Below are 15,653 nucleotides of genomic sequence, written 5' to 3' on the forward strand. Positions count from 1 at the left end.
TCGCTCAGAACCTTGACTCAGCCGTTTTTAAGGTTTGTTTAAAACCCTAAATCAAAAACCGGACAAACCGCCTGTAAAAAGGCGTTATGTCCGGCAGTATTTTAAAAAGGATTTTCATGGATAAAAAAACAAAAGCCGGATTTATAAAACTGTGCCAGTTTATTTACCTTACAGTCAGTTATTATTTTCAGAACAATCTTGATGCATCGGCATCCGCCTGTACATTCGGCTTTATTTTTTCTTTTATCCCGATTTTAATGATGATTCTTACGATTTTCATAGGAATTCTTCACGCATCACCGTCAATCATCGACCTGATTTCAAATACCGTTTCAAAATACACGGATGTTTTCAACATTGACAAAATCATTCACAATATCGGAAGCGGAATTTCATTTTCCTGGGTGAATTTCATTCTTGCAGTCTTTATTGTCTGGATGGCAAGAAAACTTTTTCTTTCCATTATTCAGGGACTTACAAGAATATTTAAAACTGCCGCACCGCCCCGACCTGTAATAAAGCAGCTACTCACTTTTGCAGGAGAACTCCTCATCATCATAATCTGCACAATAGTTTTTTTAAGCGCATTCATAACGCGGCAGATTTTTTCGCTGCCCGTATTCAACTCTGTTGCGGAACGCCTGCCTATTCTTTTCAGTTCACTTTCAAATACAGTAGTAAACCTTGCGCTCTATTTCATTCTTTTTATTTTTACTTCCGCGGCATATAAATTTGCAACAGGAACAAAACCTCAGACAAAAGTGTGCGTCATCTGTTCAGGACTATGTACGCTGAGTTTTTACATAAGCATCCTCATTCTTTCGATTTTTCTGAACAAAGCAAAATACAACACGATTTACGGAGTTTTAAGCAATTTCATAATTCTTCTTCTTGAAGTATACGTTTTCTTTTCACTTTTTATGTTCTTTGCGCAGGGAATATACACCGTTCAGTTTATGCACCCGATGCTTTTGAGCGAACTCTACCTGCTTCCGCACCACGATGAAAACCTGAGCATAAAAGATTCTGCGCGCAGGCTGCTTTTTATAACTCCGTCAGCAATTATGAGCAGGGAAAATACGTTTTTCTACAAATGCGGCGACAGCATCTACACGGAAAAAGACAGGGCAGAATGCGTATACTACGTTGCAGACGGTTCGATATGCGAAGAACGCAACAGCACAAAGACTGTTTATGCCAAGGGTGCATTTTTCGGTGAATTTGAATATCTGCTGGATATTCCGAGGCAGGGGCAGGCTACGGCAGTAACAAACTGCACCATTCTTAGAATAAGCGATGAAGAATTTTCCGAATTAATGGAAAAAACTCCTGAAGCAGCGGCAAAAGCAATGTCAAAACTTTCGCTGCATTTCAAAAGCCTTAACATATAGCTCAAGCGCAATCAGAAGCGGAGCTTTACGCCGGCGGCAAACATTGCGTTATTCATACCGTTGCCGTTAAAAAGAGAGCCGCACGGAAAATAACAGCGGAATTCAGGACCGGCTTTTATTTTCCCTGAAAACGTAAAAAGGTAAGAGGCGGACAGCATAAAAAACAAAAAGTTAGCGTCTTTCCAGAACCATTTGTTTATTTCGTCTACATCGCCGGAGGCAGAACCGGAATACCCCTCATCAGAGCCGGAAACACCGTTTGAAATTTTTGCGAAACGGCATAAAAATGAAACACCTGCGCCGCCCTCAAGAAGATGACGCGCGGACGGCTCGTACCTAAAAACAGCCGGAAAATCAAGCAAAAAGCAGAATGCCGTAGCAGTACGGTTCTCAATTTCTGCAGGATATGCATCACCGTCATACCATAAAAAATAATTCGTAAAAATCGAAAGCCGCGGCTGAAATGAAACAAATGTTTCTGCAGGAAAAACAACGCCCAGCGAAAATGGATAGACAACCGGAGACGGCGCAGTTTTTTTCACATCACCTGTATTCAGAAGAAATGCTGGCGCAAAAGACAAAATCCAGTCAAGGGAATGACTTGTCTTTTCTTCTATAACGTCTTCTGCATACACAACAGACGTTTCCGAGTCCACAGGTTCAGAAGTCCCCTCCTGAGCATAAAAAGCAGAAACACAGAACAGAACTGCAAAAGCAAGGCAAACCAGTTTTTTCATATTATTTTTCCACCTTGTACAAAACGGCATCTAAATCAACGCATATAAAACCGCTTCTGCCAGTCTTAAAGAATGACGTTTCTTCCCACGCCGCATACAAAGACGAGCCGGAAACGGTAAAGCCTGAATAAACATATCCGGCAAGGAGTTTTGGAAGTTTTAAGGCGACGGGTTTTCCGCCGTTCATAACAGGACGTGAAAAAAGCGCACCTTTCAGGAAAAAAGTTCCGTCCTCAAAAAGAACGCCGCACCAGTTTTCGGAAAGCAGCGCATTTGCAAGCAGCTGGGAAGCAGAAGATTTTTTATTATGCGCAGAAACAAAAACGCGCGGAGAATGACCGCCTGCCGTATAGCACGAAAGCGAAAAATCAGCAGTTTCCGGGAGCGAACCAAGAAGTTCTTTGATTCTGGCAGGCGCATTTGAAAAATCAAGCGTTTCCTGCGCGCCGCGAAACTTTACTGCGGAAGATTCCGCAACAAGAAGGGACGAACCGGCATTTTCCGGCGTAATGGCATACAGCGGCTCTTTAGGCTGAAAAGTACAGTATGAAAAAACAGTCTTTTCATTTTCGGAAGCCTTTGCGCTGCATGTCCATACAGTTCCGTCCCAGATAAAATCTGTAATTTCATAGCGCGAATCAAAACCAAGATTCTGCACCGTAACAACAGGATAGAAAATGCGCTGGTCAGGGGTAAACTGAATTAAAAAAGGCGTAAAGTCCTGCGTTTTCTTTCCGTCTGCATCATTAAAAAAAGTGCTTCTGTAAACGGAAAAAAACGGAATGTCCGAAAAAAACACGAGATTTCCTGCCGTTTTTCCCGAAAAAAGCGCAGAATCAGAACAGAGTTCAACAGAATCACCCTTAAAAACAAGAATTCCGCACCGGTTCACCACCGCATAGCCTTCCGGAATACCGTCTGCCTTGTCCGCAGATGCCGCACACGAAATTGAAGAAATGCGAACCGCCTCCGTCCATGGTTTTGCAGGAACGACAGGCGCGTCTGAAAGTTTTGCGATTTTTTCAAAAGAGTTCTGCGTAAACGCATACCAGCTGAACGTCTGCGCCTGCACCGGAATTTTCTGCGGAGGAAGCTCATTTTTTTTAGAGCAGGACGCGGCAAGAAAAATAAAAAAGGCAATAAAAAAAACAGAATGACGGCAAAATAGACTTCTCATTGTTTTTTAAGTTTATATCGGTATGGAATTTAAGGCAAGCGTAATTTTTCCGTCTTTTGAAACAGAAATAAAAGCACGGACAGTCTGAATGCCGGAGAACACGCACAGAAATTCCTCTTGAACGCCGTACTTTACGGTAAACGATTTTTCATTACCGGTAATATTGAACGGAAAGTATTTCGAAAAAAGCGCAAAATCCGCGCCAGACGGAACGTTAAAATTCTTTTCAAGAATAAGGCTTTTTTTCTCAATCGCAGTGCGGATTTCCGCCTCAGAAACGGCGCGGACGTTTTTCATTCCAAGATACGTTGCGCTGAACGAACCGGCGGCAATTCCTTCAAGAACGGTACTTTTTTCCAGAAGCCACGCATTATACAAAAGTTCCGGGGAGGGTAAATCATTTTTCTGTTCGATGACGGAAATAAACTTTTTCCAGTTGAAGCGCCGGGCATAAGAAACGGCTTTTTCTGAAGAAGTGCTGGACAAAACCGCATGCGAATAAAACTCATCAAGTACGGACGCAGAAAAACCATGCAGAAAGGAAAGACTGCGCTGTTCGGGGTAGATGCAGCCGGCTGGCTTAAAAAATTCTGTTTCTTTACCAGCGCATAGAATTAGCGGAAACGCAAGTACCGCGCAGGGAGCATTCCTTTCCAGAATAAACGAAACTGCTTTTTCCTGCGCCGGAACAGTTTTGTGGACGCGTTCATCTCCGCACACGGAAACTACATTCCAGCCGGTAAGGCAAGGAAAATCACCGCCTGCAAAATCCGCCGCCTCATACTGCGGAAAATAAAACGAAACTTCATCCGTATCTTCGCCAGTACTGCAGGAATCAAAAAATACTGAAGCACAAGCTACTGCCATAAACAAAAAATATATCTTTTTCATATAACATATATCGTGTTCTTTATGAAAAAAAGGCAAATTTTGCAAAAAAAAACAAAAAAAGATAAAAAAACACCGGTTACGGAACGGCTGAAGTCACTTTTAGCACACATTCATTCTCTTGAAAATCAAAATGTTTTTTGAAAAGTGCCTAGTAATCGCTTCAGGTGTTAATCAGCACTTCACTAATACTGCATCTTTGGTTTTGTAAACTGATAGTACGGAGGAGCTTTATAGTCAATATACCAGCCGCCGTTATAAAAGCCGTTTTCGTTTGCGGTGGGACTTACAAAAATCACTTTTGCAGGATTATTCGTATCGTAGAAAAATTCGTTTGATTCCCACTGCCGTGCGTTTTCTGTTCCGTCTGCAGCAGGAAAACCGTTCTGACTTTCAGGCGGCGTATAAAAACTTATTTTGTATTTTCCGCTCTGAATTAAAAGGTGCATTGCCATTCCGCCGGAAAGATAATATGTTTTCTGGTAAGGACTTCCCTCTTTGGGACGGCTTATCCAGGAGTAATTTGCCTTTATTTTAGTGTACGTTACGTCTTCGCCAGTTTCTGCGTCTATAAGCCTTAGCCAGCAGCGGATTTCGTTCATTCCGCTTGAATTTTCAGGACGGTAAATTATAAGCGACCACGGATTGTGACGTACTTCCGGCACTGTTTCTGAAAAAATGCGCCCGCCGGTCAAAAAGGCGATTAACGTAAAAAGAAAAATCAACCTACTCCGCACGAATAAAAATATCCTCCGGTTATGCAAGGGGGTTAAAACAAACCCATAAAACTTTCTTTTTCAAAAGCAGCTGATTTTCTAACGGCAGCAGCCTACAGGTTCTGCGCAAGCCTGAGTCCGCCTAATTTTACGTAAGGCGGAGCAATATATCTGTACGCACTTTCAAAATATGAAACATCCCACTGAAACGTATGACCACGCAAGGTGCGGTTTGTATAAACATCGTATTTCCAGTCGTAGGATGCACCGTAGTCAAACACCCATTCATACGCGTTTCCGGCAAGGTCATAAAATCCAAGTTCCGTCGGCTGTTTTCCGCCCTGCCTGTGCATCCTGTAGACATAGCCTGTCATTCCGTCAGGGGCAGAAGAATCATCCCAGCCTGCAGCAGTCTTTTCCGGGCCGGCGCTATTGGAAGCAGCGTAAGCGTCTGAATCAAACTTCGTTCCGCCTTTGCGTTTGTTAAATCCCCAGCCGAAAGCGTTTATTTCTTTGGAAGGCTGCTTCACCTCCGTAATGCCTTTTATCTGTTCAATAACGGTCGGCTTTGAACTTCGCGTTTTGGAAGGACCGTATTTGTCGCCGGGAGCGTTTTTGTTCCGGGAATAAAGCTCCCGTCGGAGCATTTGCGTGCGGCATATTCCCATTCGTAATCGTACGGAAGACGGTAACCGCGTGAATTTTTATTTACATACGGATTATCAATATTTCCTTTTGTAAGAGATGTCATATCAACTTCGCGAGCTTTTGTGCTGTAGGCAAGAGGACATCCGGAAACTTCGGCACCTGTTTCGTAAACCGCATTACGCAGCGGAACTTGATACTGTTCATCCGCGCAGTAAACCGGCTCAAGTCCAAGCATTTCGTTCAACGCATTGCACCATACAACAGCATCCCACCAGCTTACTCCGTTTACAGGCATTCCTTCTGTTTTAGGAAAACCGCCTTCATTAAAAAAGTACAGAGGATTTTTATCTCCACCGGAAGAATACGCTCCTTCTGAGCCGGGATTTTCAAAAGCATAGACTTTTTCCCCGCGTTCTTCGCTTGTTGCCCAGGAATACACTTTGTACCAGATATTGTAACTGAGTTCAAATTTCGCCATTCTGAACGGCGGAACTTCTGCAATTTTCATAACGCTTTCTACGTTCTCGCCAAGAATTATTGAATCTGGATTAAGAATTTCAATCATATCAATAGAAAAACTATTGCCGTCTGCATAATGTAATGAGTCAGTTTTTTCCTTAACCTTAGGAATCCGCTCAGGAATGGCATACACCTCCCCTTTTTCATCATTTACGGACCATAAAAAATTTTTGCATGACAGAATGCATAGCAGAAAAAGCGGAATAAAAAGGAATGAAATCTTTTTCATAAACAATGTCTTTTCTAAAAACGTATTCCCAAAGAAGCACCGCCTCGCCACAAGTACGGAAAGCCGGCTCCTGCATAAGGAATAAAAACAAAATCGGCATTGCTGACTTTTGCAATATCAAACATTAATTTTATATCGGCACCGGAAGAAACTGTCTGATGAACGTCGCCGTCGTTCCAGATTTGTTCATAGCCTATAGAAATTTCGGGTAAAAAGCGCACTTTTTCGCCAAGTTTTACCATATATCCGGCATACGAAAGCAGCTCCAGACAGTTGAATTCAGTAAAATCACAGCTGAACATTCCGCCGGCTCCGACTTTCAGTTCCGGCGTAATCGAATAGAACACGTCAAGTCCTGCACCAAAGGCGGCGCGCTCGTATGAATTCATATTAGCTTCAAAACGGGCAGACGTATAGAACGGAGTAAATTCTACGGCAAACAAACCGCAGGTACAAATCATAATGCAAAAAGAAAAAATTAAACGTTTCACACTTTTAGTATAAAGTCACATTTCTCTTTTTTCAACTGCCTGACGGCAGAACCGGTAAATTAAGGGGACTAAAACAGCCCCCTAAATACAATTTTCATCAAGTTGAAAGCTGCGCAAGTTTTTCGTGGTATTCTTTCCACCAGTTCAATTCTTTTTCGTTTTCGGCAGATTCCTTTTCCTTAAACTTTACGTCTTCGGATTCAAGCTGACCGCGGCATGAAAAGACGGCATCTACAATGCAAGGCTCAAAATGAGTTCCGCGTTCTTCTTCAAAAATCTTCATTGCCATATCAAACGACATAGGATTTTTATAAAGACGCTGGCTTACAAGAGCATCAAGAACGTCTGCTGCAGCCATAATGCGGGCGCTCAAAGGAATTTCATTACCTTTAAGTCCTACCGGATAACCGCTTCCGTCCCATTTTTCATGATGATAGAATGCCATGTCCTTTGCAATTGCATTCAGCTGCCCGTTTTTAATCGGCGGAAGAAAATCAAGAAGCTTGTTTCCTTCGGCAGGGTGTACTTTCATAAGTTCGCGTTCCTGCTCCGTAAAACGACCCGGCTTATTAAGAACACCTTCAGGAATATGGATTTTTCCTATGTCGTGAAGAAAAGCTGCCGTTTCATACAGCTGGATTACTTCATCAGTAAGAACATCTATATAACAGCCGTTCTGCCGCAGCTGACGTGCAATAATTCCAACGTATTTCTGCGTATGAATTACATGCCGCCCCGTAAAAAGATCGTGGCTTCCTAAAACTTCAGCAACGAATTTTATAATGTCCATCTGAGTCTGCATAAGGTTTGCATTCTTTTCTTTAAGTTCCTTATTCGCCTTGTCGCGTTCAAGCATCAAGTCCATCATTGTCTGAAGACTTTTCTTTGAACGGCGGGAAATGGAGAATGAAACCAGAAACACAAAAATAAATTCAAGCGAAATACTGATAGCATGAGAAACATACCACCGATGACGTGAGAAATTTTCGATGGTAAATAAATAATTGTCCATAATGGTAAACGAGCGCAGATAATTTGTAACAAGAATCAGAGCGAGATTTGTAATGGTTATAATCTGCGTAAGCCGCATATTGTAGTAAAGGCAGCTTATGAACGGCACGATTCCGAATACAATACTGATGTTTATAATTCCTGACTCACCTAAAACACAGACATACAGCGTACAGAAAAGAAGGCTTACAATCATTGATAAAACCTGCGTTTTCTGGCTGCGGTTCAAAAAATAAACTATGACAGATGCAACTGCAGAAAAGCAAAATATAAACAGACAGTAAGAAGTAGAAATGTGCCACAGACCAAGAGCCGTAAAAATATAAAAACAAACCGGAAGTATGCCTGTGCTGAAAATAATCTTCTCCACGATTTTATTTACATTGATAATATTCTCCGTAAAAAAAATCTCGTCATAAACAGACATCTTACAAAACCTCCTCAAGGTCTCTCCGTGCAAATTACACAAACATAACTATTATACACCCCCCCCCCCGTTTTTAGGCAAATTCTTTTTTTATTTTTTTACATTTTTTTTACATTTTTTTTACAAAAAAAACACTTTTTGTCCTGAATTCTTCCATGTGCCTCCAAAAAAATGTACGTTTTCATTATGAAAGAACTTATGGAAATACTGAAAAATCCTATTTAGGGTTTTTCAGTGTTAACCTTAAATGTGTTCACCGGCATTTCCTTAACATAACCGGTATTTTTTGATATAGTAAGACTATCGATTCTCTATTATACAAGGAAATTCAATTTTATGGTACGTTCAAAAATCGTCGTTCTTGATTTTGGCAGCCAGTATGCGCATTTAATTGCAAAGCGCTTCCGTATGCTTGGTTTTTATTCGGAAATTGCACTGCCATCCGCACCGCTAAGCGAGTTTGAAAATGCAAAAGGCATTGTTTTTTCCGGCGGACCGGCATCTGTCTATGACGAGAACACGCCAGAATTCAACAGTGAAATTCTAAATCTTGACATTCCTATTCTAGGACTGTGCTACGGGCACTACATCGTGCAGCTGGGATATAACGGAAAAGTCGGAAAGGCGGAAACAGGCGAATTCGGCTTTGCACAGCTTGAACTGAACAAAAACACGGACTGTCCTCTTTTTGAAGGAATAGAACCGGAACAGCAGGTATGGATGAGCCATCAGGACGGAGTTCTTGCGATGGGCGATGGTTTTGAAGCCGTAGGTTTTACAAAAGACTGTCCGTTTGCGGCAACTCAGAACCTTTCTAAAAAAAGATTCAGCCTTCAGTTCCATTGTGAAGTAAAGGACACACCTTGCGGAAACAAGATTTTTGAAAATTTTGCTTCGTTCTGCGGAATGGAAAAAAACTGGGATCAGGACACTGTACTGAACGTAATCCTTGAAAACATAAAGAAACAGGCGGAAGAAAAAAACGTCCTTCTCTTTTTGAGCGGCGGAGTTGATTCTACAATTACGTTTGCCCTTCTGAACAGGGCACTTGGTCAGGAACGCGTACTTGGACTTCACATAGACAACGGATTTATGCGCAAGAACGAAAGCGCAAAAGTTGCAGAAGCGTACAGAAAGTTCGGCTTTACAAACTTTATTGTGAAAGATGCGTCTGAAAGTTTCCTCAAGGCTGTTGCCGGTCTTACAGATCCGCAGAAAAAACGCATGGCCGTAGGTGAAAACTTCATCACCGTACGCAATGAAGTCGTTGCGCGCCAGAATCTTGACGAAGAAAAATGGCTTCTAGCACAGGGAACGCTTTATCCGGACATTATTGAATCCGGCGGAACGAAAAACTCACACACCATAAAAACGCACCATAACCGTGTGGCAGGAATTCAGGCTTTAATCGAAAAAGGTCTTATTATTGAACCAATCCGCGATTTATATAAGGACGAAGTGCGCGCCATTGGAAAAAAACTAGGGCTTGACGACCAGCTTGTAATGCGCCATCCATTCCCGGGACCGGGACTTTCAATCAACGTACTTTGTTCCGACGGAAGCCTGAGTAAGGAAGATGAAGAAGAATTCAAAAAAGCACAGGAAGAATTCGCCCGTATTCCGGTAACTGAATTCTGCGCCAACTGCACTTCGAAAATGGAAAAACTTGTCCTTCCGGTAAAATCAGTGGGTGTGCAGGGAGATTTCCGCACTTACCGCTTCCCGGCAGTCCTGAGTTTTGAAAGACTCGCCGGCGGCTTTTACCATATTCCTAAAAAATGGGAGAAAATCGAAAGGGCTTCAAGCAGCATAACAAACAGTGCAAAATTCCTTAACCGTACTGTAATACGATTGTGGCAGAACCCGGAAATTTCCGATGAAAAACTGCGTATTCAGAAAGGATATTGCGACCGCCGCCGCCTTGACCAGTTGCGCGAAGTTGATGACATCGTGCTTACGGAACTTCATAAAAGCGGCTGGTACACAAAAATTTTCCAGCACCTTACGATAGATTTGCCATATGCAAGCAGCCCGGACCGCGCAAGTTTTGTACTGCGCCCTGTATGCTCGGAAGACGTTATGACGGCACGATTTGCGCATCTTCCGCTTGAACTTCTTGAAACTATCATACGCCGCATTTCTGCGCTTCCATTCGTGGATGCGCTGTACTACGATGCAACAAACAAACCGCCGGCAACGTTCGGCTGGGAGTAATACAATCTGATGAAAAACAGTGAAAATAAAAGTGAAAGTGAAAGCGAAAAAAAATCAGCCTCGTTTTTTATTTGCAGGATTGTTTCCATAATAATTCTTGCAGTCCTGTTCGTTTTTCCGTTTTCTATGAGGGAAATGAACCTTCTGCAGCCGGAACTGTCCTCTGAAATCCTTTATCCGTTCAAAGCGTTTTTTCAGACAGTAAAATTTCTTCGCTCCTTCTAAGGATAAGCTGGTGTGCGCTTTACGTTATTCCGTTTTCTGCCATTCTGATTTTAATAACGATTTTTCTTAAAAAAAGACACAAAAAGACAGTCTATTTTTCCCTGCTGATTTCCGTTACGGTGTACCTTGTAAGCACGGTTGCAAGTATGATAACTTTTGCAAACACGGCACGGTGGTTCAGGGAACTTCCGCCACTTGTGTACGCAGCATTTGCCGTTGCGCTTGTTTTTCACATCGTGCTGATTACATACGGAATAATCGGCATAAAGACAAGAAATCAGGAACATTCAGAATACAAGCAGCTTTGCACGGAAGAAACGAAGAAAGAAATGGAACTGCACGCGCGGGCAATGGAGCGCATTCAGCGTGACAAGGAACGCGTAAAGGGCGACCGGGACAGGACGCGGAAAATAAAGCTTCTTGAAAAAAAAGAAGTTAAGGAATACCGGCAGAAAAAACACCGTACGCACGTAAAGACAAAAATCAAGATTGTAATTCTTCTTACGATAACGGTAATTCTTGCAACTTTCATTTTTACAGACTTACGAAACTACCGAATGCTTACAAAACAGACTGTAAACAACACTGGCGGAAACCAGGCGGAACAAGTTGCAGCAATCTACGACTTTTCTGACGGTCTGAGCGCAAAACTCAATGCATTTATCGAAGGTTTTAAGAAAACGAACAGTTCGTCACCTTTTCCGTGCGAACGGGCAGACATCATTACAACAGACAGTACTAAATCTGTTTTTCTTGAAACAATAGATGCATCTACCATTCTGCCAGAGTTCAACGTATTTTCATACACTACAGCAGCAGGTCATGTATATAAAATTCCAGATGCAGAAAAACGCATTACGCCGCAACAGGCTGCACTTTACGTAGACCGATGGCGCAATGAGGCAACGCGTAAAGAACCTCTTTTCGACAGGCAGAACGATACGCTTAAATACATTTATCCTGTAACGTACACGCGAAAAGAAGGACATAAACTGGTAGGATTTTCTGTCATCACCTACCGTCGGGAAATTCTTTCACGCCCGTACTTTCAGGCAAAAGTTTTTATCTTTACCCTTTCAGCAGTCTTTCTTTATGTTTCAATCGTCATCACCCTTTTTCTTGCCGATTTTATTGCAAATCCTATTATTTTCCTGTGCGGAAGCGTTAGAAAAACGGCAAACATTCTTTCTGAACTGCTCTCCGGAACGGCAAACATTGACCCGAAATCCCTTACGTTTGACGAAAAAGTTGAAACAAAAGACGAAATAAAAGATCTTTCTATAGAGATAAACAATATCGTTACGATTGTACGCGGAATTTTGCCGTACATTTCATTCCATACACTTCAGAATGCAGACAGAAACAACAGCAGTTCAAGCCGTACGCGCGAACTTTGTTTTCTCTTTACGGACATACGCGGATTTACAACTTTATGCGAAGGGCGTTCTCCAACAGACGTAATCGATATTTTGGATCATTACCTTGGCATAGAAACGAAGATTATACTGGACAACGGCGGCGATGTAGACAAATACGTAGGCGACGAAATGATGGCGTTTTTTTCCGGGCCGGACAAAGAAATCAACGCGTGCAAGGCGGCTATGGAAATACGCAAGGCTATGCGCAAAGAGCAGGAAAAGGATCAGAAGGAAGGAACTCAGCCTATTTCTATGGGAATAGGCATAAACTCTGGAAAAGTCGTATTCGGACCGGTAGGTTCTTTAACACGAAAGGACTTTACTTCTATAGGCGACACCGTAAACCTTGCGGCGCGGCTTGAAGGAGCAAATAAGGAATACGGTTCAAAGACGATTATTTCGGAAGCCGTTTTTGAGCATCTCCACAATACATTTATCTGCCGCGAACTTGATTACATTACGGTAAAAGGCAAGACAGAGCCTGTCCGCATTTACGAGATATTGCAGTCCGCAAAAGATTCTACGGAAAAACTGTACGACATAAAAAAACTGTTTGAGGCAGGACTTAACGCCTACCGTAAAAAGCAGTGGAAAACGGCAGAAAAATATTTTACCGAATGCAACCAGAAGTATGACGATGCTCCTTCGCAGGTATTTTTGCGCAGGATAATCCATTACAAAATCTCTCCGCCGGAAAAAGACTGGAAAGGCGTTTTTGTAATGGCAGTAAAATAAATTTTTTGCAGAAAATCATTCAGATGTACGGACGGCTTTATCAACGGCAGACTTCAGGCGTTCCGGTGTATACGCACCCATCTGGGTGTCTGTAATTATTCCGTCCGCCGAAATAAAAAGCGTATACGGAATTGCCGTAACGTTATACATAAAAGAAATGCTGCTGTCTTCATCACAGCCGCTCACAAAGGAAGAAAAGTCTCCGTCTTTGGAATTTATATATTCAACGACAGTTTCTTTTGTTTCACCAGCACTTATGGCAAGAACCGTAATTTCATCCTGGCGTTCTGCGGCAATCTTTGCAATGTACGGAAGTTCCCTTACGCACGGCGGACACCACGTTGCCCAGAAATGAAGAAGGACAGGCTTTCCCCTAAGGCTTGAAAGCATAAGTTCCGTTCCGTCCGTCATTTTTACAGAAAAATCAGGAGCCTGCTTTCCTTTGCGTATGCCTGTTTTCTGCGCAGAAACAGGGAACGCACAGCACAAAAGCAATGCAGCTCCGGCTAAAAAAACATAAAAACCTGACAAAAAATTCTTTTTCATACCAACTCCTCCTGTAATATCAGTACAAAACTTTCTATAATTTCTTCATTTCCTTCCCGAATGCAGCAAAGGAAATTGCCCCTACAGGACACACGGGAATACAGTCACCGCATCGGATGCACTCGCGGTCATTCACCGCCCTGACGTCCATTTTACAGAACGCAGTGCATTTTCCGCAGTCAATGCATTTTTTACCGTCAACCGTAACGCCGGCAAGCGCAATCTTATTGAAAAAAGAATAAACTGCACCAAGCGGACACACATAACGGCAGAACGGACGGTACACAAAAAACGCCCATACGACAAAACCTGTAAGAAGCAGAACTTTGCGGGTAAAAACGGCAGTTACAGACTCGCGGACGGCTTCATTCGCAAGAACAAGCGGAATTCCGGCTTCAAGCGTTCCTGCCGGACAAAGCCACGCGCAGAAAAAAGGCAGGCTGTATCCGTTTTTATAAAACAAAAACAAAGGCAGAATAGTTACAGGCACAAGAAGAACGGTGTATTTAAAAAGCGTCGCTTTCCTGCTGATTTCGGAAAGAACAGTTCCCTTCTTTTTATCATAAGGCTGTATTTTCAAAAGACGTTTCAGTCCGCATCCGCATTTTTCAAGAAGTTCCTGAACAAGACCGAACGGACATAAAAAACCGCAGACAGTCCTTCCAAGAAGAACGCCGGCAAGAAGCAGAAAACCGGTAACGAAAAATGGAAATTTTCCGGATGAAATGTAATTCTGAAGAGCGCCAAGCGGACAGGATGAAACAGCTCCCGGACAGGAATAGCAGTTCAATCCGGGAACACAGACGTTCTTTCCGTAAGATTTTGAAACAGTCCCTTTAAAAAATCCGCGGAAATCTGCGTTATAGACAATGGCAGAAATCAACTGGACTATTTTACGTTTATCCAAGCCCGATACACTCCATACAGATAAAAACTGCTTTCATATATAAAAGCCGGAGTTCTCCGCAAAAAATACCGGCAAGCACAAAAGCCGCGCCTGCACACAAAAGCAAAATCCGCAGAACGGCAGCATACTTCGGAAGCGGCATATACGGCTTTTTTCCGGAAAGTTTCTTTTCCATACGAATTACTATACACCATACTCCGCAGTAAATCCACCGCAAAGTTCAGCAACCGGCGCAGACAGTAAAAGGCGCGGCACTTTCAACTGAAGCGGATTTATGGTATTCTGTAGCCATTATGGCTGGAAATACGTACGGAACAATTTTTAGGGTAACAACATTCGGCGAAAGTCACGGCGAAGGGCTAGGCGTAATCATCGACGGCTGTCCTGCCGGAACTGACATTGACATTCAGAAAATTCAAGATGCACTGGACAGACGGCGTCCGGGTGCAGGCGTAAACGGAATAAAATCCGCCTCCGTAACTTCACGAAACGAGCCGGACAAGGCGGAAATTCTTTCCGGCATATTCAACGGAAAAGCAGAAGGAACGCCGATTGCCATCGTAATCAGGAACACTTCACAACATTCTTCAGATTATTCAAATCTTGCAGAAACTTTCCGCCCCGGACACGCGGACTTTACGTACAGCGAAAAATACGGCATACGGGACTACCGCGGCGGAGGTCGTGCTTCCGGCAGGGAAACTGCTGCCCGCGTTGCAGCCGGCGCCGTTGCAAGAATGATACTTGAACAGAAAAACATAAAGACGACGGCGTATACGCTTAAAGCCGCCGGAATAAAATGCAATAAAATCGACTTTTTGGAAATAGAACAGAACTCCCTGCGTGCGCCGGACAATCAGGCGGCGGCTCTTATGGAGCAGAAAATCGATGAATTCCGGCGGAACGGCGACAGCGCAGGCGGAATAATTGAATGCATAGTAAAAGGCGTTCCGGCAGGACTTGGAGAACCAGTATTCGACAAGCTTGACGCGGAACTTGCAAAAGCAATGCTTTCTGTAGGAGCAGTAAAGGGCATAGAATTCGGCGCGGGATTTTCTGCGGCGGACTTGAGCGGAAGCGTAAACAATGACAGAATGCACGCGGAAAACGGAAAAGCCGTATTCGACACAAACAACGCAGGCGGAATACTCGGCGGAATTTCAAATGGGAACGACATTGTATTCCGCGTTGCTGTAAAGCCTGTGCCGAGCATTTTTCAGGCGCAGAATACTGTAAGCAGGAAAGACGGCGTATATGAGTCAACGGAACTTCAGATAAAAGGACGGCACGACGTCTGCCTTTGTCCTAGAATCGTTCCTGTAATTGAAGCAATGACCGACATTGTACTTACCGATATGCTTTTAAGAAATTAAC

At 43.1% G+C, this 15,653-nt stretch carries 16 protein-coding genes; 5 read left to right on the forward strand and 11 right to left on the reverse strand.

Going from position 1 to position 15,653, the window contains the following annotated elements; all coding sequences use genetic code 11:
• Nucleotides 1–116 precede the first annotated feature (116 nt).
• Nucleotides 117–1,391 (forward strand): YhjD/YihY/BrkB family envelope integrity protein, encoded by a 1,275-nt coding sequence (locus B5D55_RS02750; protein ID WP_159446137.1) that lies wholly within the window; start codon nt 117–119, stop codon nt 1,389–1,391.
• Between the two features lie 11 nt (nt 1,392–1,402).
• Here B5D55_RS02750 and B5D55_RS02755 read toward each other — a convergent pair whose 3' ends face one another.
• The 8 genes from B5D55_RS02755 to B5D55_RS02790 form a co-directional block, all read right to left on the reverse strand.
• Nucleotides 1,403–2,128: a hypothetical protein gene (locus tag B5D55_RS02755; protein ID WP_078932465.1), complete on the reverse strand. Its 726-nt coding sequence runs from the start codon at nt 2,126–2,128 to the stop codon at nt 1,403–1,405.
• 1 nt (nt 2,129) lies between these two features.
• The gene (locus tag B5D55_RS02760) at nt 2,130–3,305 is read right to left on the reverse strand and encodes a DUF8086 family protein (protein ID WP_078932466.1); all 1,176 of its coding nucleotides are present in this window, start codon (nt 3,303–3,305) and stop codon (nt 2,130–2,132) included.
• Between the two features lie 12 nt (nt 3,306–3,317).
• Entirely contained in the window at nt 3,318–4,196 is an 879-nt protein-coding gene (locus tag B5D55_RS02765) for a hypothetical protein (protein ID WP_078932467.1), read from the reverse strand.
• Between the two features lie 182 nt (nt 4,197–4,378).
• Complete coding sequence (locus tag B5D55_RS02770; protein WP_143593158.1) at nt 4,379–4,858, reverse strand: hypothetical protein; 480 nt, start codon at nt 4,856–4,858, stop codon at nt 4,379–4,381.
• 164 nt (nt 4,859–5,022) lie between these two features.
• On the reverse strand, nt 5,023–5,571 hold the full coding sequence (locus B5D55_RS02775) for an SUMF1/EgtB/PvdO family nonheme iron enzyme (RefSeq protein WP_234975364.1): 549 nt from the start codon (nt 5,569–5,571) through the stop codon (nt 5,023–5,025).
• A complete protein-coding gene (locus B5D55_RS02780) occupies nt 5,454–6,305 on the reverse strand; it encodes an SUMF1/EgtB/PvdO family nonheme iron enzyme (RefSeq protein WP_143593160.1) in 852 nt (283 codons plus the stop codon). The genes B5D55_RS02775 and B5D55_RS02780 overlap by 118 nt, the downstream gene beginning before the upstream one ends.
• Before the next feature lie 14 nt (nt 6,306–6,319).
• The gene (locus tag B5D55_RS02785; RefSeq protein ID WP_078932471.1) at nt 6,320–6,796 is read right to left on the reverse strand and encodes a hypothetical protein; all 477 of its coding nucleotides are present in this window, start codon (nt 6,794–6,796) and stop codon (nt 6,320–6,322) included.
• 97 nt (nt 6,797–6,893) lie between these two features.
• Nucleotides 6,894–8,234, reverse strand: a complete 1,341-nt coding sequence (locus B5D55_RS02790; protein WP_078932472.1) for an HD-GYP domain-containing protein — start codon at nt 8,232–8,234, stop codon at nt 6,894–6,896.
• A gap of 336 nt (nt 8,235–8,570) precedes the next feature.
• Between B5D55_RS02790 and guaA the strand changes: the two genes are divergently transcribed.
• From guaA to B5D55_RS02800, 3 genes are all read left to right on the forward strand, one after another.
• A complete protein-coding gene (guaA, locus tag B5D55_RS02795) occupies nt 8,571–10,448 on the forward strand; it encodes a glutamine-hydrolyzing GMP synthase (RefSeq protein WP_078932473.1) in 1,878 nt (625 codons plus the stop codon).
• Nucleotides 10,449–10,457: 9 nt separating this feature from the next.
• Nucleotides 10,458–10,673, forward strand: a complete 216-nt coding sequence (locus B5D55_RS11400) for a hypothetical protein (protein ID WP_143593162.1) — start codon at nt 10,458–10,460, stop codon at nt 10,671–10,673.
• 146 nt (nt 10,674–10,819) lie between these two features.
• A complete protein-coding gene (locus tag B5D55_RS02800; protein WP_234975362.1) occupies nt 10,820–12,826 on the forward strand; it encodes an adenylate/guanylate cyclase domain-containing protein in 2,007 nt (668 codons plus the stop codon).
• 15 nt (nt 12,827–12,841) lie between these two features.
• Here B5D55_RS02800 and B5D55_RS02805 read toward each other — a convergent pair whose 3' ends face one another.
• Genes B5D55_RS02805 through B5D55_RS02815 form a run of 3 tightly spaced genes read right to left on the reverse strand, consistent with a single transcriptional unit; the run spans nt 12,842 to nt 14,454 of the window.
• Nucleotides 12,842–13,372, reverse strand: coding sequence for a TlpA family protein disulfide reductase (locus B5D55_RS02805; RefSeq protein WP_078932474.1), 531 nt, complete (start codon nt 13,370–13,372; stop codon nt 12,842–12,844).
• Between the two features lie 34 nt (nt 13,373–13,406).
• Nucleotides 13,407–14,279, reverse strand: a complete 873-nt coding sequence (locus B5D55_RS02810; RefSeq protein ID WP_078932475.1) for a 4Fe-4S binding protein — start codon at nt 14,277–14,279, stop codon at nt 13,407–13,409.
• Nucleotides 14,272–14,454 (reverse strand): CD1871A family CXXC motif-containing protein, encoded by a 183-nt coding sequence (locus tag B5D55_RS02815; protein WP_078932476.1) that lies wholly within the window; start codon nt 14,452–14,454, stop codon nt 14,272–14,274. The genes B5D55_RS02810 and B5D55_RS02815 overlap by 8 nt, the downstream gene beginning before the upstream one ends.
• Before the next feature lie 118 nt (nt 14,455–14,572).
• On the opposite strand from B5D55_RS02815, the gene aroC reads away from it, so the two are divergent.
• Nucleotides 14,573–15,652 carry a chorismate synthase gene (gene aroC, locus B5D55_RS02820; RefSeq protein ID WP_078932477.1) on the forward strand — a complete coding sequence of 360 codons (1,080 nt, stop codon included), beginning with the start codon at nt 14,573–14,575 and terminating at the stop codon, nt 15,650–15,652.
• The last annotated feature ends 1 nt before the right edge of the window (nt 15,653 follow it).

It is taken from the genome of Treponema porcinum (assembly GCF_900167145.1).
In the GTDB taxonomy this organism is placed as follows: domain Bacteria; phylum Spirochaetota; class Spirochaetia; order Treponematales; family Treponemataceae; genus Treponema_D; species Treponema_D porcinum.